Source organism: Streptomyces sp. NPDC051109, from assembly GCF_044455885.1.
Classification (GTDB): domain Bacteria; phylum Actinomycetota; class Actinomycetes; order Streptomycetales; family Streptomycetaceae; genus Streptomyces.
In genome coordinates, this window is sequence record NZ_JBITFF010000005.1 from 120,392 (window position 1) to 135,828 (window position 15,437).

Here is a 15,437-nt window from a genome sequence, read left to right on the forward strand (position 1 = left end):
CTTGTACGGGGGGTGCGGGCGCGGGTGTCGGACGGCCGGGGGTGCGGTGGGGTGGGAGCGGTGTCAGGCGAGCGGGGTCCGGGGGTCCCGGGTCAGGCGCTCCCAGAGGACGTCGTCCTGCCGGAAGAGGCGGTCTTTGACCTGCGTCGGGCGGACGCCCTCGGCGACGGCTTCGTGCCGGTCGCGGTCGAACGCCTCGGCGTCCAGCAGGCGTACGGCGGGGGCGGCCAGCCTCCCGGCCGCCCGGGCCCGGGCGTACCCGGCGGACCGCGTTCCCAGGGAACGGTCCAGGGCGGCGGTGAAACGTACGGTCTCGGCCGCGTGCCAGGGGTCGCGCGGGGAGATCGCGAACACGTAGTGCGGGACCCCGCGCTCGGTCGTACCGGCCGCCTGGCCGGCCGTCGTACCGGCCGCCGGCTCGACCCGGCACGCCACGTTGCGCAGCGCGAGCCCGCCGGAGCCTAGGGCCGTGTGCAGGGCCCGGACCACCTCCGCGTCCCGCAGCCGCTCACCCGCCGCGTCGGAACGGCCGCCCCGGCCCGCGTACTCCAGCCGCGGGACTCCGCCGGAGGTGTCCACGACCCGGACCACGTCACCGACGGCGTACCGGTACAGCCCGCCGACGTGGCTGAAGACCACGTGGTAGTCCTGGCCGGCTTCGAGCTCGTGCGGCAGCAGCGTGGCCGAGTCCGGGGCGAGATCCTGATCGGCCGGCACGAACTCGTACACCGAGGCCGACGCGACGAGGCTGCCCGCCGAGGCGTGCCGGTCCAGCGCCACGCCGACCGGGCCCTCCGAGGCGGCCACCGGGGCGGGCAGCACCGCTACGCCGGGGCCGAACTCCTCCCGCAGCGCGGGCAGGTACAGCGAGGCCACCCCGGTCGTCCAGCAGAAGACCGCCCGCAGCCGGGGCCACACGTGTGCGGGCCGTACGGTGCCGAAGTACTCCGCGAGGTGTTCGAGCTCGGCGGCCCGCTCCGGGTCCGGCGCCCGGTGCGGCAGGCCGCCGAGCGTGCCGTCCCGCACCTCCTTCACGATCCGCGGCCACCACAGGTTCAGCTGGTACGGGACGGCGGCGACCATCGCCGGATTGATGCCGATCAGCGCGCGCAGATCGCTCTGCACCGCCAGCCGCAGCCGCAGGTACGCCCGCTCCAGGTGGTCACCGGGCTCGGTGGGGATCGCAAGCGTCGCCCACGGTGCGCCCGTGCCGGGTTCGGCCGAGAGGGGTTCGCCGAAGCGCGCCCCGAAGTCCACCTGGCTGGCGCCCACATGGGGCCGGCCGTCGCCCGTGGTGGGCGGGGCGCTCAGCGGATCGTGCTTGAGGTTGAGGACGGCGTCGGGCCGGTCCAGCACGTCGGGGAAGTGCTCGATCAGCGGGGCCCAGGCCGCGTAGTAGAACGGCATGAAGGTCGTCCGCATGAAGCGCGGGGTGACGGGCACCTTCTTGTGCGCTCCGGTGCTGCCGCTGCTGGTGAAGTAGACGGCGGGCGCGTCGGCCGACAGCAGGTTCCGCTCGCCGGCGGCCGTCCGCTCGATGAGGGCGGCGTGGTCGGCGTAGTCGCGTACGGGGACGGCCTCCCGGAAATCGTCCACCGTGAGGACGCGGCCGAATCCGTGCCGCCTGCCGAACCGGGTGGAGGCGTTGAAGCCCACCAGGTCGGTCAGGACGCGCTGCTGCGTGCCGCGCAGATCGGCGTGCTCGGCGGCCAGCCGCTCGCGCGCGGCGAACACCCGCTCGCGGTAGCGGCCGGTGTGCCCGGGGGTGTGCCAGACGGACGAGGCGTTCACGAGGCCAGTACCTCCCGTACGGCTTCGGCCGCCCGATCGGCGTCGGGCTGCTCCGCCAGCATCGTCACCGGCACCTCCCGCACCTCCTCCAGCAGCAGCTTGCGCAGGTTGCGCTGGTAGCCCTCGAACTCCGCCCAGCTCCCGTCCTGCCCGTCGTGCTCCAGGGCGTTGAGCCGTGCGCCGTCTCCCCTGCGGCGCCAGGCGGACCCGGGCGAGACGTCGAGGAAGACCACCCCGCTGGGCTGCGGGAAGGAACGCCACCACGAGTACATCCGGCTGTCCCTGACCCCTGCCATCCGGCACTTCGCCAGGATCTTGTAGTAGTACGAGTCCACGAGCACCGGAACCCGTGGGTCCGTCTCCTGCACCTGGTCGCGGAGGTGGACCACGGCCGTCTGCAGCACGCTGGCCATGAAGTCCGCCGAGTAGGCGGTGCCGAGGCCCGGCAGCAGGTGGTCGTGCACGTCCCGCCGCAGCCGGGTGATCAGGGCGTGCTCGGGGGCGACGAACGCGCGGTCCGTCGACACCATCCGCCACTCGGGCAGCATGGACACCAGACGCCCCATCGCCGAGGACTTGCCGGCCCCGTCGGGACCCAGCAGCACGTGGAACCGGCGCCCGCTCATCGGACGGCGATCGTCTCGGAGCGCCGCCGGGAGAGCAGCCCCAGGCGCTCGCGCAGCTCGGCGTCCCCGCCCACGGCCACGGGGTGCCCCACGAGCTCCAGCATCGGAAGGTCGGAGACGTGGTCCCCGTACGCGAAGCAGTCGCGCGGGTCGACGGCGGGCCGCGCGGCCAGATGGGCCAGGACCGCGGCGCGCTTTCCCTCGCCGATGACCGGGGCGGCGACCTCGCCGGTGTAGCGGCCGTCCTCGATCAGCGGGCGGGTGCAGAGGACGGTTTCCGCGCCCAGCTCGCGCGCCAGCGGTTCCAGGAGGGGCGGGAACGAGCCCGAGACCAGGACCAGGGGCGCGCCGGCGGCCCGGTGGCCGCGCAGGGCCCGGCGCGTGGAATCGATGTAGAAGCCCCGGGTGGAGGCGGTCCGTTCCGTGAACCAGTCGTCCGCCAGCCGCGTGACCGTCTCCACGGACTCGCCCGCGTAGTGGCTGTAGTAGAAGCGGTTGATCTCCTCGCGGGGCGCCCCGGCGGCGGCCCGCCGGCCGATCACCTCCGTGATCCGCTCGTACTCCTCCTCCCCGGCCGCGCCGTGCCGGCGCACCAGCTGGTAGTGGAGGAAGTCGAACATGCTCTTGACGTTGATCAGCGTCTCGTCGACGTCGCTGAAGACGATGTACGGCCCGGGCGTCTGGTCGGTCATGACGTACGGACCTCCGCCCGCCGCGCCGGAGCCGCGGCCTCCGCGGCGGCCGCCGCCGCGGCCAGCGCCACCCCGTCCTGGAGGGACCGCTGCGCCGCCCGCGTCTCCTTGGCGTGGGAGACCTGGGTGTCGAACGCGGTGAACCGGACCTCCATGCCCGCCGTCTCCGACCCGCCCTGGCTCACGGAGAGTTCGCAGTGGAAGGTCGTACGGGTGCGGTGCGGGGTGCGGTGGGCGAGGACGCGGCAGCGCACCACGGCGGGGAGCGGGAAGAGGAAGTTGCGGTACCGGGTGGCGAAGGAGTCGATGACGAAGTAGCTGCCCCCCACCGCCTCGGGCGGCAGGTAGAACTGCTCGGCGACCGCGATGAACATCTGCCGGCCCGCTTCGGTGGCCAGCATCCCCTGCATGTGCTGTCCGGTGAGGTGGTCGGACATCACCTCGTTGTCGCCGTCGACCAGCAGGTCCGCCTCGTACCAGTCGGCGCCGACCGGACGCGGCGCGGAGATCAGCACGTTCTCCGGACGGTGCTTGTGGGCGATCTCCCGGCCGGCGCGGGTGTGCAGCGCCTGGTCGTCGATGACGACCCGGTCCGCGAGCCCGCGCCGGGCCAGGGTGTCGCGTATGAACTGGACGTCGAACAGGGAGACCCCCTGCCCCACGCTCACGCGGACCCCGTCCGCGCCGTCGGCGCTCTCCGGGAACGTCCCGTTCCTGATCAGGCGGGCCAGCTGGGAGACGGTGAACACGCCCTCGTGGTGGGCGAACTCGGCGAACACGTCGCCCACGAGGAACAGCGTGCCGGGCTTGGCATCGGTGGCCTGCGACGACTCATGGGGCATGGGCACGGACATGGCATTCGGCCTTTCCTGTTCGGGTGGTGGAGGGGGGCACGTCATTCGGTCAGGCGCCGGCTCAGCACCGGGAACTCCGGGTCGCTGCCCAGGGCTCCGCCCTCCGTCCAGCGGTTGCGCGGCACCTCCTGGACGTAGACCGTGATCTTGTCCAGGGGGGCTCCCGTGACCTTCCTGACGGTCCGGGTCAGCTCTTCCATGAGCTCCCGGCACTGGGCGTCGTCCTGGCCGTCCCAGGTGGTGACGGAGATGATCGGCATGGGAGGGGACCTCTCAGGGTGTGGTGCGCAGGTCCTGGAAGGACGGGCCGCGCAGTTTGAGGTGGGCGTGGATGTCCCCGCCGAGGCCGAACTCCCCGATGGCGCCGCCGTAGCTGCGCTGGTAGCTCATCCACAGCACGACGACGTTGATGATCCGGTTGGCACCGGGCCGATCCGGGTCCGGGAACGGGTCCGGCATCGTGGCGTGGTAGCGGCCGGAGCCCTCCGCGTCCGTGACGAACACGTTCGGCACTCCGAGCGGTCCCGGCCGGGTCGGGCCCGCCGGATCCAGGTCGCGGGCGCGCAGCGACATCACCGTGTAGACGCTGTTCGGTACGAGACGGGAGAAGTCGAAGTCGAAGGTTCCGGACCGGCCGTCCGGGGTGACGGCGACCTCCAGGGTCCCGCTCGCCTCCATCCACCGGCCGAAGGTCACCGGCTCGACGACCTTGGGCCCGTCCTCCGCCCGCAGGTCCGGGATCGGCACCTGGTGGAAGGCGTGGCTCGGGCGCTCGACCCGGCCGGCGTCCGGCAGCTGCTCCGGCGCGAACACCATGGGGTAGTTGTTGCACGGCAGGGGCAGCGGCAGGGTGTGGAGCACGAGGTCCCGGTCCGCCCCGCCGGGGTCGGTGTCCAGTTCGCGCACCACCGTGTAGGGGGCGAGGCGGCCGAACTCGGGAACTGGGCTGGCCGGTGAGACCAGGGCCGCCCCCCACTCGGGCGCGGCCCCGCCGGCGGTGGCGGGCCGGTTGACCATGCCCACCACCACGAAGTTGCCGTCGCCGTCCATGACCTCGCTCGGCGGGTACAGCGGACCCTGGGTCGTGAGCGCGAGTTCGTACGTCTCCTTGCGGTTCGGGGTCGCGGGACCGGCCGCGAGGCGGGTCGCCGTACCGGTCGCCGTGCCGGTCGCCGTGCCGGTGGCCGTACCGGTGGTCGCACCGCTCGTCGTGCCGATCTCAGACATCGGCGCGCTGGTAGACGCGGGTGTAGAGGCCGCCCTCGCCGCCCACGATGTAGCGGTCGCCCGCCTGGCGGACGATCTCCTGGTACTCCGGCGACGTGAACACCGCCTGGTACTCGGCCGGCTCGGCCTCGAAGCCGGACACGAACATCACGCCAGGCTGCGAGCTGATCAGCGAGTGGTACGCCAGGAACGTCTTCACCTCGTCCGCGCGCCGGACGACGTCGAAGATGGTGTTCTCGCGCCACTCGCGGTACGCGGCGTACTCGCGGGGCTTCACCTCGATGTAGCGCAGCTGCACGTAGGGGGTCTGCGGCACCGGGTCGGCGGTGTCCTTGGGCGCCTCGACGAACTCCAGGAGGTGGCGCCGGAAGTCCGTGACGAGGTCGCCCGACACGGCCTCCCAGAGCTGCTTCCAGCCCGCGTTCAGGCCGTCGAGCTCGGAGAGCTCCTCGACCGGCGTGATCTCCAGGACGTTGCCGTCGTCCACGCTGACGTACAGCGCGCGGCCGGCAACCGGCTCCTTCTGGTGCAGCCGGCTCCACTCGGCGAGGACCTGGTCCAGTCGGCCGGGGGCCACGGCGACTTCATTGAGGACGAGCAGGGTGGAAGACATGGGTGTGCCCTTTCGATGAATGCGCGAATACGTGAATACGCAATACGTGGATACGCGGGTGCGGAAATCCGTGTGGTGGTGGGGGGATCGCGTCAGGCGACGGTCACGCCCTTGGCCGCGATCACCGCGGCCGCCTCCGCGACGGTCTGCTCGGGGACGAGTTCACCCATCTCGATCTCGACGCCGAACGTCTTCTGCAGTCGCAGGGCCAGTTCCTCCAGCAGCAGCGAGTCGATCTCCATCGCCTCGAACGTGGTGTCCGGCGTAACATCCGCCGTCGACACGTCCAGCTCGCCCAGGACCGTGACCACCCGGCTGACGATCGAAACATCCATGAGAATCCTCCGTGAATCACTGGGAACGCCGACTTTCGCGTTGCGGGATCGGAGCTGGTGAATTCAGCGGATCGAATTTCCTCCGCGTCCCACGGATTCATCATGGGATCCGGGACCGGGCGGAGGAAGTGTCTCCTGATCATGGTGGTGCGAACACCACCGGCACGGGAATCAGGCGGCCTCGGCATGGCGGCCGACGAATTCGCGCGGCCGCGCGGCCGATTCCGCCCCGGGCCGGGCGATGTACAGGGTCAGCAGGGACTCGGGGCTCTCCGGCACGCTCATCACCACGCGGTCGAAGACCCGCACCCCGGCCTGCGGGAGCGCGATCTTGCGACGGCTCTGGTTCGGGCCGACCACCTCGTGGCTGTCCCACAGCGTGGCGAAGCGCGGGCTGCGCTCGCTCAGCCGCTCGGCGATCCGGCCGAATTCCCGGTCCTCGGGGAAACGGGCGGACTGCGCCCGGAACTGGGCGACCAGACCGCGCCCCACCTCGTCCGCCTCGGGGTACTTCTCCCGCGTCGACGGCTCGGTGAAGAACTTCAGCACGCAGTTGTCACCGCGCGCGTCGATGCGGAACAGGGATCGGGCCGAACGACTGGCCAGTTCGATCCGCCCGTACCGGTCGGTGATGTACGCCGGATTGCGCGACCACCCCTCGACGAGCGCGTTCATCCGCGCGTACTCGCCGTCCCAGCGGCGGCCCGCCGTGGGCTGCGGCGGATTGTGGCCGGCCAGCCGGTAGAAGTAGGTGCGCTCCACGTCCCCGAGCCGCAGCGCATTGCTAACCGCGTTCACGATGCCTTCGGAGACGTTGATGTCCCGGCCCTGTTCGAGCCAGGTGTACCAGGACACCCCGACCCCGGCGAGAGCCGCGACCTCCTCGCGCCGCAGCCCCGGCGTACGTCTGCGCTCCACGTTCACCAGACCGACTTCCTCCGGCGTGATCTGCTCCCTGCGGGCCCGCAGGAAATGCCGCAGCCGTGTCCGCCGTAAAAGTCCGGATACCGGAGGGGATGCAGTCGTCTGCATTCCTCGACCTCTTTCTCTTTCCGACTGAAGAAAATTTCGGTGCGGTGCGCCCGACCGGCAGGCCCACCGATGGTGGTGGCACCACCCCGTTCGACAGACACTCCCTCCCGCCGGAATCCCCCGCCACACTGGCGGCATGTTCCACACAGCGGCGAACATCCCGGTTTCCAGGGCGGCGGGTACGGCGAAGAGCATCCCGGCGAGGAGTGCACCGACCCGGCTGCGCCTGTTCTGCTTCCATCACGCGGGCGGCAGCGCCTGGTCCTTCTCGGGCTGGGGGCAATGGCTCGGCCGCGGCGTGGAGGTGGTGCCGGTGTCCATGCCCCCCAGGTCGGCGCCCGCGGCCGGCGTCCCCGGTGCCGTCAGCACGATGGACGACCTCGTACGCGAGGTGACAAGTCAGCTGACCCCCTTCCTCGACGAGCCCTACGCCTTCTACGGACACAGCATGGGAGCGCTGGTCTCCTACGGCGTGGCGCAGCGGCACATCGCCGCGGGACGGCGCCCGCCCGCCTGCTTCGTGGCCGGGGCCCACCGCGCGCCGCATGTCCAGGCTGCGCCCGACCTGACCGTAGGGCTATCGGATCGAGCCTCCCTTGAGCTGTTGCTGGGTCTGGGTGGAGCCGGTCGGCTGCTGCGGGAGAACCCCGTCCGCATGGGAACCGTCGTCCAACGGCTCCGCGATGACCTGCGCGTATGCGGTACCTACCGGCATCCCGAGGCCGGCCACCGGCCGCTGCCCTGCCCGGTCCACGTACTGCTGGGCAGCGGTGATCCGCTGGTGCCCGCGGCGGACGCCGAGGCGTGGCGCGTGCACGCGGGCGGGCCGTTCTCGTTCCGCACCCTCCCCGGGGGCCACTTCTTCAACCGGGAGCACAAGGACCTGTTCTTCGCCGAGTTGGGGCGCATCCTGGGGGCGGTCGAAACCCGCACCGTGTGATTCCCACCGCTGACACCGCGTGGGGGTGTGACCTACCTTCGGGCGGTATGGACGCCATGCCGTTAGGGACCGACCGCAACGACCGCCACGACGACCGCACCGGCCGCAACGACCGTACGAAGAAGAAGCGCACCGAGCTCGCGCACTTCCTGCGGAGCCGCCGGGCGGCCCTCTCCCCCGAGGACGTCGGACTGGCGACGGCCGCCCGGCGCGCCCGGGTCGGGCTCCGCCGCGAGGAGGTCGCGGTCCTGGCCGGGGTGAGCGCATCGTGGTACGCGTGGCTGGAACAGGGCCGCCCCATCAAGGTCTCGGACGGGATACTCGACGCGATCAGCCGCGCCCTGCGCTTCAGCGAACCCGAGCGGGTGCACCTGTACCGGCTCGCGGACGCCAACCCCCCGCTGCCGCTCTCGGCGCCGGACCTCCCCGACTCCGGACTCTTCCGACGGATGGTCGACACACAGCTGTTGGGGCCCTCCTGCGTCATCGACCGGTACTGGGAGATCCTCGCGGCCAACGAAGCGGCCGCCGAGGTGCTGCGCCTGGGCCTCGACGGCAACGACAACTTCCTGACCAGCCTGTTCAACGGGTCCCACGGCGAGCGGTATCTCAACCGGCCGCAGCTGGCCCGCCGGATGGCCGCCCGGTTCCGCCTGCAGTCCTCGTACGGGGCCGACGACGCGCGGTACGAGGAGATCGCCGACGAACTGGCCGAGGGGGACCCGCGGTTCGCCGAGCTGTGGGAGCGCCACGAGGTCGAGGAGTTCGTACCGGCGACCGTGGAGGTGGACCACCCCACCGAGGGCCGCGTCTCCTTCGTGCTCTTCACCATGGACCTGGACGCGGCCGCCGGCACCCGCCTCCTGGTGTACCTCCCGCCCGGCGCCGCCGGGCCCGGGTCGGCCTGGTCGTAGTCGTAGTCCCCGTCACAGGGGTCCCGCGGCGAGGGGGGTGGTCCCACCACCACCGGCGGCACGGTCTGGATGGGTTCCGGCCGCCGCCGGAGAATCGTCGGGTGGCCTGCCCCCGCGCGGAGAGCGGCCCGTTCCACCGTGCCCGGGAGCGGCGTCCCGCACCGGCGACTATGGAGGCCTCCCTTGACTCTTGCGACTGATGCCGTAGATGCCGTCGACGCGCTGGGCCGCGGCCGGACGGCGGTCCTCGCCGGGCTCGGCACGTTCGTCCCGCCCCGCGTCGTGACCAACGAGGAGCTGTCCCGGACCATGGACACCTCGGACGAGTGGATCCGCACCCGTACGGGGATCACCCGGCGGCACTGGGCCGACCCGGGGACCGCCACCGGCGACCTGGCGGTGGCGGCGGGCGAGCGGGCGCTGAAGTCGGCCGGCTCCGGGGACGCCGACCTCGTGGTGCTCGCCACGACCACTCCGGACCACCCGTGCCCGGCGACGGCGCCCGAAGTCGCCTCCCGGCTGGGCCTGGAGGGCGTGCCCGCGTACGACGTGGCCGCGGTGTGCAGCGGCTTCGTCTACGGGCTCGCCTCCGCCGCGGGCGCCATCGCCGCCGGCATCGCGGAGCGCGTCCTGGTCATCGGCGCGGAGACGTACTCGACGATCCTCAACCCGCAGGACCGCACCACGTCGGTCATCTTCGGCGACGGCGCCGGAGCGGTGGTGCTGCGGGCCGGCGATCCCGCCGAACCGGGTGCGCTGCTGGGGTACGACCTGGGCAGCGACGGCTCGCTGAAGGACCTGATCATCGTCCCGGGCGGGGGTTCGCGGCAGCGCTCGGCCCCGGCCGACGGGCCCGAACCCGACCCCGCCGACGCCTACTTCAGCATGCAGGGCAAGTCGGTCTTCCGGCACGCCGTGACCCGTATGGCGGCCTCCTCCCAGGCCATGCTCGACCGCGCCGGATGGGCGGCGGATTCCGTGGACTGGTTCGTGGGCCACCAGGCGAACGTACGGATCCTGCACGCCGTGGCCGACCAGCTCGGCATGGCGCGGGAGCGGACGGTCGTCAACCTCGACCGGGTCGGCAACACCTCGGCCGCCTCCATCCCGCTGGCCCTCTCCGACGCCGTCGCCGGGGGCCAGGTCACACCGGGCGACCGCGTGCTGATGAGCGCCTTCGGCGGTGGCGTGACCTGGGGCTCGACCGCGCTGGTCTGGCCGGACATCACCGCGTACTGACGAACCGCCTGGCCCCTGCACGAGCGAACGAACCCCCTGGGTCGGCCGCCGGTCACCGTGACCGGCGGCCGACGTCCGTTTGGAGAGCGAGGAGTTTCAGATGACCGGATCGGCACCGGCGGGCACGACGACCCCCCTGGCCATCGCCGTCCTGGGCGCGGGCAACATCGGCCGCCCGCTCGGCCGGCACTGGGTGGCGGCCGGGCACCGCGTGGCGTTCGGCTCCCGGGACCCGGGCCGGATCGCGTCCTTCGCCGAACCGCTGGGCGAGGGGGCGCGCGCCGCGACGTACGCGGACGCGGTCGAGGCGAGCGAGGTCGTCCTGCTGTCCGTCCCGCACCCGGCCCTCGACGGCCTCCTGGACCGGCTGGCTGGCCCGCTGGCCGGTAAGACCGTGATCGACGCCACCAGCCCGATCGGCGTCTCGGAGGGCGGACTGTTCGTCTCGGTGCTCGGGCCGGGCGTCACCCGGGGGAGCCGGAGCGCCGAGCGGCTGCCCGACAGCCCGCTCGCCCGCGCGTTCTGCCACTTCCCGGACGAGCTGCTGTGGTCGCGCGGCACCGGGCAGCGGCACTTCTGGGGCATGGGCACCGCCTCCGACGACCCCGCGGCCCGGGCGGTCACGGAGACCCTGGTGCACGACGCCGGTTTCGTACCGGTCCATCTCGGCGGGCTCAAGGAGTCGGCTGCCCTGGACCCCGGCGGCGCGCTCTTCGGCCTCGCCTCCACGCCCGCGGGCCTGCGCGCCGCGGCCGGCCTCTGAGGTCGGGCCTCGGCCGTACGGCCCGTGCCGTACGGCCTGTTCCACCTGTGACGCATGACCAGTGACGCACGACGGGGACCGCCTGCCTCCTCCGGCCGGAGCCGGAGGAGGCAGGCGGTCCCGTTTCCCACGGGCCTTCGGTCACGCGGTGGGGGAGGACGCGACCTTCTCGCCCGCCCCGCGGACCGCGAGGGGCCGGGGCTCGGCGGCGGGGAGGGGGGCCGCCACGAGCTTCTTCCTCGGGTTCGACCAGCGCCGCGTGATCGGCCGCTCGACCAGGGTGTACAGCGCCCACGAGGCCAGGACGGCGACGCCCATGGCCAGTGCCATCAGCCCGACGGCCGCGGGGTTCGAGTACGAGTGGCCGCCGAGCAGCTTCCACACCGCGACCATCACCGTGTAGTGCACCAGGTAGAAGGCGAACGAGATGTCGCCGAGCCAGACCATCACGCGATTGCGGAAGAGGGTGAACCTGCCCTCGTCGTCCGCGATGGCGCCGGCCGCGATGAGGAGGGCGGCGGGGACGACGCAGACCGCGCGCGTCGCGTAGATGGGCGGAACGAAGTAGCCCAGGGCGAAACCGGCGGCCAGCAGGAGGCCGGACCGGACCATGCCGATGTTGCGCCAGCGTCCCGCCATCACGGAGCGCGCCACGAGGATGCCGAGGACGAAGTCCAGTACCCGGGGCAGCGGCAGGATGTAGGAGAAGAAGTACTGGTTGATCGAGGTGTCGGGCTCGGTGGGCATCATCGCCCCGGCCGGCACCAGCAGCGTGGAGAGCAGCGGCGTCGCGATGATGCCGGCGACCATGCCCGCGACCCAGAGGTTCAGCCGGCGGGCCGGGATCTTCTTGGCCCAGTGGAGCAGGACGGGGAAGAGGAGGTAGAAGACCGCCTCGACGCCCAGGGACCAACCAGCCGGGTTCACACCGAAGTTGATCGCGAAGTCCGGGTACCAGACCTGGACCATGAACAGGTTGAGCAGGCCGATCGTCATGTCCGTGAGGGGCGCCGCGAACACCAGCATGGCCAGCGCCCAGACGATCACGTAGTTCGGGACGATCTTGAGGAAGCGGCGCCGCCAGAAGCGCGGCGCGATATCGGTGTCGCGGGCCGACCAGGTCAGTACGAAGCCGCTGAGCACGAAGAAGAACGTGACGCCGAGGGCGCCGGCGTGGGCCACGGCGTCGTAGTACGTCGTGACGGCCGAGCTGCTGCTCAGCCAGGGGACGCCCAGGAAGCCCAGGAGTGCCGCGTGGTAGAGGAACACCACGAAGGCGGCGGGAAAGCGCAACCCGGTCAGCGTGTCGAGGCGGGTCACCCGGGTTCGCATTCTGTCCGTCGACACGATGCTGCTCCTTCGGAAGAGGGATGCTGGGAAAGACGCCAGGAAAGCTACCCGAGTCACGGCCCAATTGCCGGGGCGTACTTATCCGGTTGGTCCCACCACCAGGAGCCGGAGGCACTTCCTCCGCAGGCGTGGGCGCGGGAAAATTCATCGGCGGGCTTTTCCGCCTTTTCGAATCCGAGCGTCACCTGGCGCCATTTCTCGCTTCGCGCACATTCCTCGACCCGGGAGCAACCATGTCCACCAGCGTGACCAGTCAGAGCAGCACGACGCCCCCGGTGACGGAAGTCCCGGCCCCCGCGGCCGCGCCCCCGGCCTCGCCCTGGCGGTCCTGGCTGGCCGTGGTCGGACTGGCCCTCGGCGTCTTCTCGTTCGTCACCACGGAGACCCTGCCCATCGGCCTGCTCCCGTCCATCGCCGAGGGCACGAAGGTCTCCCTCGGCTCCGCGGGCTTCCTCGTCACCGGCTTCGCGGTGCTCGCCGCGGTGACCGCCGCCCCCCTGACCGCACTGACCGGCCGCGTGGACCGCAAGTGGCTGCTCGTCGCCCTGATGGTCCTCTACGTCGCCGGCAACTTCATGGCAGCCGCCGTCTCCGGCTACGCGCTGCTCCTGACCGCCCGCCTCATCGTGGCCCTGGCGCACGGGGTGTTCTGGTCCATCGCCGTGTCGATCGCCGTACGGCTGGTCCCCGAGCGGCACGCCGTCCGCGCGACCTCGGTGGTCCTCGGCGGCATCTCCCTCGCCTCCGTCGCGGGCACCCCGCTCGGCACCGCCGTCGGCCAGTCCGCCGGCTGGCACGCGGCCTTCGTCTGCGTCGGCTTCCTCGGCTTCCTCGTCCTGGCGGCGAGCCTGCTGTTCATGCCCGCCCTGCCCGCCAAGGGCACCGGCAGCCTGGCCGCACTCGTGCACGTACTGCGCCACCGCGCGCTGCGCGTCGCGGTCGGCGTCACCGCACTGATCATGAGCGGCCACTTCCTCGCCTTCACGTACGTGGCCCCGTTCCTGCAGGAGGTGACCGGCGTCCGGCCCTCCCTCGTCGGCGCCCTGCTGCTGGTCTTCGGCGCGGCGGGACTGGCGGGGAACTTCGCCGCGGGCGCCGTCGTCGGCCGGGCCCTGCGGGCGAGCATCATCGGCTGCACCGGGCTGCTGGCCGTCGTCATGGGGGTGATGTACGCGGGCGGAGCGAGCGGCCCGCTCGTCATCACGATGCTGGTGTGCTGGGGCGTGCTCTACGCGGCCCTCCCCGTCGCCCTGCAGACCTGGGTCATGCGGCTCGTCCCGGAGGAGAGCGAGGCCGCCTCGTCGCTGTACGTCGCCGCCTTCAACGGGGCCATCGGCGTGGGCTCGTTCATCGGCGGCCTGATCATCGACTCCGACGGACCGCGCCTGGCGATGGCCGTGGCCGGCGCCTTCGCCCTCGCCGCGATGCTGATGACCGCTGCCTTCGGCCGGAGCGGGGGAGAGGCGCCGAAGCCGGCCCGCTCCTGATCGCGGCGCTTCGAAACGTCCCGTACAGGCCTGTGTGAGGGGTGCTCAGGGGCGGCGTGAGGAATTCATGGTGGCCGTATGGCGCACGACCTGTCGTGAGGCTCGGGCGCGCGGCCATACTCGTGAAACCCTCCGCCCGGGCAAGAGAGGTGCAACATGCGGTATTCGACCGGGGGTGCCCAGACCTTCCATCTCTGGTCGCTGTCCGAGGACGTGATCGTCGATCAGGGGACCGGCGGCGACGTGCTCCTGCTCACCAGCCGCTGGGGCCAGGACCGGCTGGACCGGCCCAGCCCGGCGGTGCGCGAGGTACTGCGGAGGATGGAGCTCGGGCCGGTCCTGCTGGCCAACGCCCTGAGCGAGCCCGAGGACCAGTGCCCGTTCACCCTGCCGGCGCTCAGCAAGCTGTCGCACCTCGTGGTGCGCACGCTCGGCGTGGACGACCTGAAAGGGCCGCTGCTGTCCGTGGTCCCGCTGTCGTCGGCGGCTTCGTTCGTCCTGATCCGGCCTGCCGGCGAGCGCCGCGTGTGCCTGCCCCGGCACGTGGCCTTCACCGTGCCGGAGTCGGGCACCGGATGCGTCCTGGAGTCCGAGCGCTCCCCCCACCGCGTCGTCCTGCACCGGCAGGAGGCGGCGTGGGTGGCGATGACCCTCGCGTGGCCGACCACGCTGACCGCGGTCTCGGCCGCCCTGCCGCTGCCGCCGCAGGTGACCGAGGACATCGTCGGCTATCTGGCGGCCGCCGGACTGGTGACGTCCGTGGACGAGCCCGCGTAGCGGTGCGGGGCTTCGCGGGGCTGGTGGCTTGGCGGTTGGCGACTCGGGGGCTCGGTGACTCGGTGGCTCGGTGGCTCGGTGGCTCGGTGACTCGGTGACTCAAGGGACGCTGGTGTTCCGGCCGAGTTCCCGTCCAGACGGTTTCAAGCCACTTGCCCGATAGTGCGGCGCATGCAGCGGGGAAGTCCCGTAACTGACTCGACGGAGTGGCCATCATGCTGGACACGGATACCTTCCGTAAGGTTTTCGGTTCCTTTCCGACGCCTGTCGCGATCGTCACCGCACTCGGCGAGGGCGGCGCACCGACCGGCTTCACCTGCAACGCGTTCTCCGCCGTCTCGGCGGCGCCGCCCCTGCTCCTGGTGTGCGTGGGCAAGGGGTCCAGGACCCTGCCCGCGATCCTCGCCTCCGGGGTGTTCGCGATGAACTTCGTGGCCCACCGGGGCCGGGACGCCGCCCGGACCTTCGCCGGGAAGTCGGTGCGCAAGTTCGACGCGGTGGCCTGGCGCGGCGGGCTGGCGGGGGTTCCCGTACTCACCGACGACGCGGTGGCCTACGCGGGCTGCACGCTCGTGGAGACGGTGGAGGCGGGCGACCACCTGCTGCTCATCGGGCGGATCGACGAGAGCGAGACCTTCCCGGGCGCTGCCGCCCTCTACCAGCAGGGCGAGTTCGGCCGCTGGGAGCCGGACCGCCGACTGGCCGTCCAGTACTGACGCGACGACGAAGCTCCTGGCGGACACGGTGTCCGCCAGGAGCTTCGTCGTCGTCGTTCGTACGGCGCGGCCGTATCGCCT

Annotated in this window: 17 protein-coding genes; 7 read left to right on the plus strand and 10 right to left on the minus strand. The window is 71.9% G+C overall.

Annotated features, from left to right (window positions below; translation table 11 throughout):
* Window positions 1–63: 63 nt before the first annotated feature.
* The 9 genes from ACIBAD_RS11690 to ACIBAD_RS11730 all read right to left on the minus strand — a co-directional run bounded on the left by ACIBAD_RS11690 (window position 64) and on the right by ACIBAD_RS11730 (window position 7,170).
* On the minus strand, window positions 64–1,791 hold the full coding sequence (locus tag ACIBAD_RS11690; protein WP_398906088.1) for a GH3 auxin-responsive promoter family protein: 1,728 nt from the start codon (window positions 1,789–1,791) through the stop codon (window positions 64–66).
* Window positions 1,788–2,417, minus strand: a complete 630-nt coding sequence (locus tag ACIBAD_RS11695) for a hypothetical protein (RefSeq protein WP_134071214.1) — start codon at window positions 2,415–2,417, stop codon at window positions 1,788–1,790. The genes ACIBAD_RS11690 and ACIBAD_RS11695 overlap by 4 nt, the downstream gene beginning before the upstream one ends.
* Window positions 2,414–3,109: an HAD family hydrolase gene (locus tag ACIBAD_RS11700; protein ID WP_398906090.1), complete on the minus strand. Its 696-nt coding sequence runs from the start codon at window positions 3,107–3,109 to the stop codon at window positions 2,414–2,416. Before ACIBAD_RS11700 ends, ACIBAD_RS11695 begins: the two co-directional genes overlap by 4 nt.
* Entirely contained in the window at window positions 3,106–3,951 is an 846-nt protein-coding gene (locus ACIBAD_RS11705) for an AfsA-related hotdog domain-containing protein (RefSeq protein ID WP_398906092.1), read from the minus strand. The genes ACIBAD_RS11700 and ACIBAD_RS11705 overlap by 4 nt, the downstream gene beginning before the upstream one ends.
* Window positions 3,952–4,004: 53 nt before the next feature.
* Window positions 4,005–4,223 (minus strand): tautomerase family protein, encoded by a 219-nt coding sequence (locus ACIBAD_RS11710; RefSeq protein ID WP_030857091.1) that lies wholly within the window; start codon window positions 4,221–4,223, stop codon window positions 4,005–4,007.
* A 13-nt stretch (window positions 4,224–4,236) separates the two neighbouring features.
* Entirely contained in the window at window positions 4,237–5,190 is a 954-nt protein-coding gene (locus ACIBAD_RS11715) for a hypothetical protein (protein ID WP_398906094.1), read from the minus strand.
* The gene (locus tag ACIBAD_RS11720; protein ID WP_398906096.1) at window positions 5,183–5,803 is read right to left on the minus strand and encodes a hypothetical protein; all 621 of its coding nucleotides are present in this window, start codon (window positions 5,801–5,803) and stop codon (window positions 5,183–5,185) included. Before ACIBAD_RS11720 ends, ACIBAD_RS11715 begins: the two co-directional genes overlap by 8 nt.
* 92 nt (window positions 5,804–5,895) lie before the next feature.
* The gene (locus ACIBAD_RS11725) at window positions 5,896–6,138 is read right to left on the minus strand and encodes an acyl carrier protein (protein WP_134071206.1); all 243 of its coding nucleotides are present in this window, start codon (window positions 6,136–6,138) and stop codon (window positions 5,896–5,898) included.
* A gap of 171 nt (window positions 6,139–6,309) precedes the next feature.
* Window positions 6,310–7,170, minus strand: a complete 861-nt coding sequence (locus tag ACIBAD_RS11730; RefSeq protein WP_134071204.1) for a helix-turn-helix domain-containing protein — start codon at window positions 7,168–7,170, stop codon at window positions 6,310–6,312.
* A 136-nt stretch (window positions 7,171–7,306) separates the two neighbouring features.
* Between ACIBAD_RS11730 and ACIBAD_RS11735 the strand changes: the two genes are divergently transcribed.
* The 4 genes from ACIBAD_RS11735 (at window position 7,307) to ACIBAD_RS11750 (ending at window position 11,026) form a co-directional block, all read left to right on the plus strand.
* Entirely contained in the window at window positions 7,307–8,110 is an 804-nt protein-coding gene (locus ACIBAD_RS11735; protein WP_398906099.1) for a thioesterase II family protein, read from the plus strand.
* Window positions 8,111–8,166: 56 nt separating this feature from the next.
* Window positions 8,167–9,024: a helix-turn-helix transcriptional regulator gene (locus ACIBAD_RS11740; RefSeq protein WP_398906101.1), complete on the plus strand. Its 858-nt coding sequence runs from the start codon at window positions 8,167–8,169 to the stop codon at window positions 9,022–9,024.
* Between the two features lie 183 nt (window positions 9,025–9,207).
* Window positions 9,208–10,263 (plus strand): beta-ketoacyl-ACP synthase III, encoded by a 1,056-nt coding sequence (locus ACIBAD_RS11745; RefSeq protein WP_398906103.1) that lies wholly within the window; start codon window positions 9,208–9,210, stop codon window positions 10,261–10,263.
* A gap of 100 nt (window positions 10,264–10,363) precedes the next feature.
* Complete coding sequence (locus ACIBAD_RS11750; RefSeq protein WP_134071197.1) at window positions 10,364–11,026, plus strand: NAD(P)-binding domain-containing protein; 663 nt, start codon at window positions 10,364–10,366, stop codon at window positions 11,024–11,026.
* A 141-nt stretch (window positions 11,027–11,167) separates the two neighbouring features.
* Here ACIBAD_RS11750 and ACIBAD_RS11755 read toward each other — a convergent pair whose 3' ends face one another.
* Window positions 11,168–12,373: an acyltransferase family protein gene (locus ACIBAD_RS11755; protein WP_398906105.1), complete on the minus strand. Its 1,206-nt coding sequence runs from the start codon at window positions 12,371–12,373 to the stop codon at window positions 11,168–11,170.
* A 236-nt stretch (window positions 12,374–12,609) separates the two neighbouring features.
* Here ACIBAD_RS11755 and ACIBAD_RS11760 point away from each other — a divergent pair, with 236 nt between their 5' ends.
* The 3 genes from ACIBAD_RS11760 to ACIBAD_RS11770 all read left to right on the plus strand — a co-directional run bounded on the left by ACIBAD_RS11760 (window position 12,610) and on the right by ACIBAD_RS11770 (window position 15,356).
* Window positions 12,610–13,863, plus strand: coding sequence for an MFS transporter (locus ACIBAD_RS11760; protein WP_398906107.1), 1,254 nt, complete (start codon window positions 12,610–12,612; stop codon window positions 13,861–13,863).
* A gap of 156 nt (window positions 13,864–14,019) precedes the next feature.
* Entirely contained in the window at window positions 14,020–14,640 is a 621-nt protein-coding gene (locus tag ACIBAD_RS11765; RefSeq protein ID WP_134071193.1) for an NADH oxidase, read from the plus strand.
* Between the two features lie 215 nt (window positions 14,641–14,855).
* The gene (locus tag ACIBAD_RS11770; RefSeq protein ID WP_398906109.1) at window positions 14,856–15,356 is read left to right on the plus strand and encodes a flavin reductase family protein; all 501 of its coding nucleotides are present in this window, start codon (window positions 14,856–14,858) and stop codon (window positions 15,354–15,356) included.
* Window positions 15,357–15,437: the final 81 nt, after the last annotated feature.